The 6,725-nt window shown below is 52.7% G+C and carries 5 protein-coding genes; 2 read left to right on the plus strand and 3 right to left on the minus strand.

Going from position 1 to position 6,725, the window contains the following annotated elements:
• Positions 1 to 822: 822 nt before the first annotated feature.
• Positions 823 to 2,031 (plus strand): M20 aminoacylase family protein, encoded by a 1,209-nt coding sequence (locus QN359_RS19135; RefSeq protein WP_322250147.1) that lies wholly within the window; start codon positions 823 to 825, stop codon positions 2,029 to 2,031.
• Positions 2,032 to 2,104: 73 nt separating this feature from the next.
• A complete protein-coding gene (locus tag QN359_RS19140; RefSeq protein WP_322250148.1) occupies positions 2,105 to 2,683 on the plus strand; it encodes an ATP-dependent Clp protease proteolytic subunit in 579 nt (192 codons plus the stop codon).
• A 40-nt stretch (positions 2,684 to 2,723) separates the two neighbouring features.
• Here the strand turns inward: QN359_RS19140 and QN359_RS19145 are convergent, their stop codons facing one another.
• The 3 genes from QN359_RS19145 to QN359_RS19155 form a co-directional block, all read right to left on the minus strand.
• Positions 2,724 to 4,466 (minus strand): methyl-accepting chemotaxis protein, encoded by a 1,743-nt coding sequence (locus QN359_RS19145; protein WP_322250149.1) that lies wholly within the window; start codon positions 4,464 to 4,466, stop codon positions 2,724 to 2,726.
• A gap of 283 nt (positions 4,467 to 4,749) precedes the next feature.
• Positions 4,750 to 5,154 carry a hypothetical protein gene (locus tag QN359_RS19150; RefSeq protein WP_322250150.1) on the minus strand — a complete coding sequence of 135 codons (405 nt, stop codon included), beginning with the start codon at positions 5,152 to 5,154 and terminating at the stop codon, positions 4,750 to 4,752.
• A gap of 10 nt (positions 5,155 to 5,164) precedes the next feature.
• Complete coding sequence (locus QN359_RS19155) at positions 5,165 to 6,361, minus strand: hypothetical protein (protein ID WP_322250151.1); 1,197 nt, start codon at positions 6,359 to 6,361, stop codon at positions 5,165 to 5,167.
• Positions 6,362 to 6,725: the final 364 nt, after the last annotated feature.

Genomic DNA, 6,725 nt, shown 5'->3' on the forward strand with positions numbered 1-6,725 from the left:
AAAATAGCCCGCTAAGAGCGGGCTAAAATCCAAAACCTCAGGAGGTGTTGGAGGAGACAGGTACGACTATATCGCAGTGCAACAAATCTTCCAAGGCCTATTTTTGTATATCTACCATTCATAATACGAATATCTGAACGATACAGACCGCCCACGAGGGGTCTACGCAAGGGAAGATGCCAACAATACCCCGCCTATACACGTCCACTACCTATCCAATGCATGGCCGCCAGAATCAAACTCGCACCGCAGCGCAAAATATGCAGCTAAAAAAAACCCGCTACCTTGCGGCTGCGGGTTAAATCCAAACCCTTAGGAGGTGTTGGAGGAGACAAGTACAACTATAGTGCAGCGCAACAAAGTTGTCATCTCTATTTTTCGTATATCAATCATCACCGCCCATGATATCTGGGCAATGCTGCTGCCATAGCACGATCAAAAAACATCACAGGTATGCGGCCATGGCCGGTTTATTGGTAGTAACAACTAACAAGTTAGGTCGATTGCGCGCCCACCCATTCGCGCAAGCGGCAATCCAGTGGCGCGTACGCGCCCTTTATATCGGTGATATCTGTGCTGCTCAGGCGCAGCAGGACGTGTTCATTTCACAGAAAAAAAGTGCCCTTGATCGACCCTCCCACCCTGAAGGCACTGACGTGCCACTCGATTGCTGCCTAAGAATGAGGGCATTTTTTGTATTCCCTCTCGCTACATTCTGGCTTATCCTGTAAGCCTACCTGCCGCGGCCGCCATCTAAGCGCCGACACATTAAATCTATGTAGCATGTACCATACAAGACTGAACGCTATCCGGGAGACCCGTATGAATCTACTACAACCGATCTTGCAAGCGCAAACCGCCATTCAACAAATACGGCGCGATTTGCATGCCCATCCTGAATTGTGCTACCAAGAATTCCGTACTGCCGATGTGGTCGCGCGCCAACTCGAAGCCTGGGGTATAGAGGTCGTGCGTGGCCTCGGTGGTACCGGCGTGCTCGGCATCATTCGCAACGGCAGCAGCACGCGCGCGCTTGGCTTACGCGCCGATATGGATGCGCTGCCCATGCAAGAAATCAATACCTTTGACCATGCTTCACAGCATGCAGGGAAAATGCATGCTTGCGGGCACGATGGACACACGGCGATGTTACTCGGTGCTGCCCACTACCTGTCTGAGCATCAAGATTTCGACGGTACCGTGTATTTGATCTTTCAACCCGCCGAAGAAGGTGGCGGCGGTGCCCGCGCCATGATCAATGATGGTTTGTTTGAAACATACCCTATGCAAGCCGTGTTCGGCATGCATAACTGGCCGGGTGCGGCCGTCGGCAGCTTCGGTGTCACTCCCGGACCGATGATGGCATCCTCAAATGAATTTGAAGTGGTGGTGCACGGCAAAGGCGCGCATGCTGCGCAGCCACACAAGGGTATCGACCCCATCATCGCCGCCATCCAAATTGCCCAGAGCTGGCAAACCATAGTCAGCCGCAATGCCAGCCCACTCGCTTCAGCGGTCTTGTCGGTCACCCAGATTCATGCCGGCAGCGCCACCAATGTGATTCCCGATGATGCCACGCTGATCGGTACGGTACGCGCTTTCAGCACCGAAATGGTCGATCTGGTCGAAAATCGGATGCGAGCGATTGCCGAACATACTGCAGCGGCCTTTGACGCCACGGTCAGCTTTGAATTCAAGCGCAATTACCCACCGCTGATCAATCACGCGGCGGAAACCGCCTTCGCTACCGAAGTGATGCGTGCCGTCGTCGGCGTTGAACATGTCGATGCCGCCGTCGAACCGACCATGGGCGCGGAAGATTTTGCCTTTATGCTGCAAGCAAAAGCCGGCTGTTACGTCTTCTTGGGCAACGGTGATGGCGACCATCGCAGCAGCGGGCATGGCTTAGGCCCCTGCAATTTACATAATCCCAGCTATGACTTCAATGATGAATTGCTGCCGATAGGTGCAACTTATTGGGTCAAACTGGCGGAAGCCTACTTGAAAAAAAGCAATACAGCAGCCATCTGAAGCATAATAGTTTACGCGGGAAGCGTGGATGTCATCTGCGCTTCCCTTCCCCTCTCAATCACACGAAGCTCACATGGCAGACGATAAAGATAACAACGACACACAGCGCAGCCCTTTTCTGGAAGAAAAAGCGTTCAAATCCCGCACCGTGCTGATATTCGGCACCATCAATGACAAACTCGCCGCCGATGTCAGCAAGCGTTTGATCGCGCTGGCAGCCGACTCGTCGGCACCGATCACGATTTTGGTGTCTTCACCGGGCGGCCATGTTGAATCGGGCGATGTGATCCATGACATCATCAAATTCATCGATGTGCCAGTCAATATGATAGGCAGCGGTTGGGTCGGCAGCGCTGCGGTCAGCGTATTTTTAGCGGTCCCGAAAGAACGTCGCGTATGCTTGCCCAACACCCGTTTTCTGATTCACCAACCGAGCGGTGGTTGCGGCGGCCAAGCTACTGATATTGCGATTCAGGCACGCGAAATCGTCAAAGTGCGCGAGCGCATCGCCGCCTTGATCGCACGTGAATCAGGCCAAAGCTTGGAACGCGTCAGCACCGACATCGATAGAGATTACTGGATGACGGCCGCCGAAGCGCTGGAATACGGTTTGATTTCTCGCACCATTGTCAAACAAAGCGAACTCAACTGAGTGCAGTAACAAATACACCGGCCCCTTGGGCCGGTGTGATTTAAAACTCTTCCCATTCATCACTCTTGCCGGCTGACTGAGCGGCTTTGGTCGTTTTCTTGCCCGCTTCAGCAGCTTTGACGCTGCGTGTTTGCGCCGCCAGTAACTTGGGACGCGCCGCTGCGTTGTTGGCCGATGTGGCTTTGGGTGCAGCGGCTTTACGCGCCGCCCGGGGTGTTGCACTGCCACCAGATTGGCCATCGAGCTTGAATACGCTGACCACACCACCAAGCCGCAGCGCTTGCTCTTGCAGTGAAGCCGCCGCCGCCGCCGCCTCTTCCACCAAGGCGGCATTCTGCTGCGTGATCGTGTCTATTTCGGTGATGGCGTCATTAATTTGCGCAATCCCTGCACTTTGCTGCAAGCCGGCTGCCGTGATTTCACTGATGATATCGCTGACCCGCCGCACACTTTCCACCACTTCGTTCATGGTATTACCGGCCTGATCAACCAAGCGCGTCCCCTGCTCCACTTGGTCGACGGAGGCATTAATGAGATCCTTGATTTCCTTGGCCGCGCTGGCAGAACGCTGTGCCAGATTACGGACTTCCGAGGCCACGACGGCAAACCCGCGACCTTGTTCGCCGGCACGCGCCGCTTCGACGGCGGCATTGAGTGCCAAAATATTGGTTTGAAACGCGATGCCATCAATCACGCCGATGATGTCGACGATCTTCTTGGACGCTGCATTGATGGCCCCCATGGTATCGACCACTTGCGCCACCACAGCACCGCCGCGCTGCGCCACTTCACTGGCCGAATGCGATAATTGATTGGCTTGGCGCGCATTATCGGCATTGTGTTGCATGGTGGAGGTAATTTCTTCCATCGATGAAGCGGTTTCCTCGAGCGAGCCGGCTTGGGTTTCGGTGCGATTCGATAAATCCATATTACCGTGTGCGATTTCGGATGAAGCCAAGGTAATTTCATCGCTACCTTGACGCACCTCGCTCACGACCTGCATCAAACTCGCATTCATCTCCTTGAGGGCTTGCAGCAACATACCGGTTTCATCACGGCTGTGGATATCAATCTGGCTGGTCAAATCACCGGCCGCCACGGTTTGCGCCACTTTGACGGCATAGCGCAAAGGCAAGGATACAATGCGCGCGATGAACACGGCCAAACCCAAACCCAGCGCGATACTCAGCGCCAGAACCAGCAAAATCAGCAAACGCGAGCGCTCATATAAAACAATACTATCTTGGTAAGCTTTGGTCCCGCCCTCGGCATTGATAGTGACCAGTTTATCGACGAGCTCACGTAACTTGGTATTCGTATGCGAGGAATCACCGCGCAAAATCGCCACCGCATCGGCTGCATTGCCGGCACGAACCAAGGCCATCATTTTTTCAGTTAATTGTAAATAAGCGGCACTTTGCTGTTGATACTCCGCATAGAGCGCGCGTTCTTGCGCTTCACTGATCAAAATGCTGTAGCTCGCCTCGTTTTCCTTGAGGCCGGCCACGGCTTCCTGAGTACGTTTGATATATTTTTCAACTTCTTCAGGATTTTCCGCAAACACCATCTGCGCTTCTTGAGAACGGATGCGCGACAGCCTTTCCTTGATCGCCATCGTCACTTTCACGCTCGGCATCCAATTGGTACCGAGCTCGGTGGCCGAATGATTGACTTGCGCAAGCTGGTAAATCGCAAACAAGCCGATGAAGCTCGTCAGCAGCAAGAGGAAAGCAAAGCCGATCAATAGCTTTGCCGAGATTTTCAAATCCTTGAGAAACGTCATGTTCTACCCCGTGAAATGTAAAAGACAAGCAGCGGAAAGTTTTACAGCCGCCGTGAACAATGCGTACCACGCCTGACACCGGCTAACAGCAATAGCAGAAGAGCGAAACATCCAAGATTGTTACCGCCAGGGAAATGACAGCGCTGGCGAAGATCAGAGAAGAAACAGCGAACTGTTAAGTCAGAAAAATGTATTGAAGAAAAGAAAAAGGGCTCATGTATTATCATACAGAAACCCTTTGCTTCACACCTTGGCAAGGAAATATTGCGTTAAATCAGCCTTACTACAAGGTAGTAACCACCTTCACGCTGGCATCGACGGCCGATTTTTCTATGTAACCGATACCACTGGGATTGGCGGCGACCGCCTTTTTGACTTCTGCGCTGGAATGCAATTCCTTAGGAGCACTGGCCTTGCCGGTAAACACCAGCTTGGACCAGATCGCTTTGACTTCCGATAAATCTTTGTCGCACACTTTTTTATAGAATTCGGCCCGCAACGGCGAATTTTCGGCCTGATCAACCGGTGTAAACATGGGCGATTTTCCAAGGAAAAATTGCGATGCCTGGGCACTGGTCATTGCCGTTGCTGGGTTGTTAGGGTTGACGATCACCACGATTTCCGCCGCCTCTGCTGTCGATGCCGCCAAAATGGCGATCAACAACGATAGGTTTACTAATTTTTTCATCACTACATCCTTAAAATACGAAGTCCACGCCAGCGGCCAAGACCGTGACAGGGCCGGAAAAACCCGGTTTGGCGTTCACAAACACGCCGTTGCTGCCGGCCGTCGGCGTCATGCGGTCGATCTGGACTTTTAGTGCGGCCGATTTATTGAAATCCCAACGCACGCCAACACTATTACTGGTTTGCAGAACAGCATTCGAAGCGACCGTGTTGGCACCCAAGGACAATACTTGCAAAGGCCCGGAAGTTGGCAAACCGGCTACGCTGCGGGCACTGTCTTGTGTTGCCGAGGCATGATTAAAATAAGGCAAGAATGCGCCGATTCGGTAACCGGCCATGGTGTACCACGAGGTGGTATTCGGTACCGTCAAGCTATCGGTCTTACGCTTACCGTATTCAGCCTGAACCACGATGTTTTTCCAGTCCACACCCAAACCGAGCGAGGTGAACGAGGCTTTAGTGTTGTTGACAGCCAATTGACTGGCTACGCTGCTGAAGCCGTAATGCGTCAGAGCACCAAGCAAGGCATTCACCGTCATACCATTATCGACCGTTAATTTGCTATCGACGCGACCGAAGCGTACTGTGAACGGGCCATTTTCGGCGAGCAAATGGATGCCACTCATATTGCGTAATTTAACCGTGAAGCCGGCGGCATTATCGCTGTCGGTTTTGCCGTAGGCAAATTGTGCCGTCACGGCCGTTTCACCGAAAGAAGTTTGATACACAGCATCGACGCCATCGACACTCTCCATCGGTACCTGAGTGTACATTTCCACCGGCGGACGGATCATGGTGTTGGCATAGCCAACATTGCGGTAATCGGAAATCATGTACACCGGCAAACCGATGCGACCGGCGCGAAAACTCAGGCTGTCTGACACCTTGGCTTTGACAAATAACCAGCTCAGCTCGGCACCGAAGCTGTCGGTGACGTTTTTACGTACCAGACCTTGGCCGGTAGCAGACAGCCAATCAGTGGCTTTGGCCGTCAGTTGCAAACCGAGATTCGAATCGACCCCAGTGCGCGGCGTAGTCGTGACGCCGGCGACTTGGTTAGGACGAGCGAATTCAGCATCGGAAGTATTGCTGCGCGTTAATGCCGCCGTGCCAAAGCCGCTGAAGGTGAAGCGCGAGTCTTCCTCGGCCCAGGCGCTGGAAACGGCGGCCGACATGGCCAACAAAACAATCAGTGGTTTTAAGTTCATGCTAACTCCTCAGTAGATGGCGCATTTTAGGCCCTCACCCCGGTCTGAGTTAGAAGGAAGTTTCCAATCGGAAATTTTTTTATGGCAAAATTATTTGCTTTTACGAATATTTCTTATGCGCAAAATTTTACTATCCCCCTATGAGGACGCGCACCAAGCTGATCTGTTTGCCAAGCATTGATTGACAGCCACACAGGACTATGGAATTCACATTCCATGACAAATTCGTGGCGGATTCGATACAAATTTTGAGCCAATCTGGCAAAAAAAACGGCAGCCCAAGGCTGTAATGCCGTTCAGTTAAGCAGTTTTTCGCACAATACGAACGGCATAGCGGTTTGGTCTAGCCTTGACGGCCCGGTCG

The organism is Undibacterium sp. 5I2, from assembly GCF_035019605.1.
GTDB lineage: Bacteria > Pseudomonadota > Gammaproteobacteria > Burkholderiales > Burkholderiaceae_D > Undibacterium.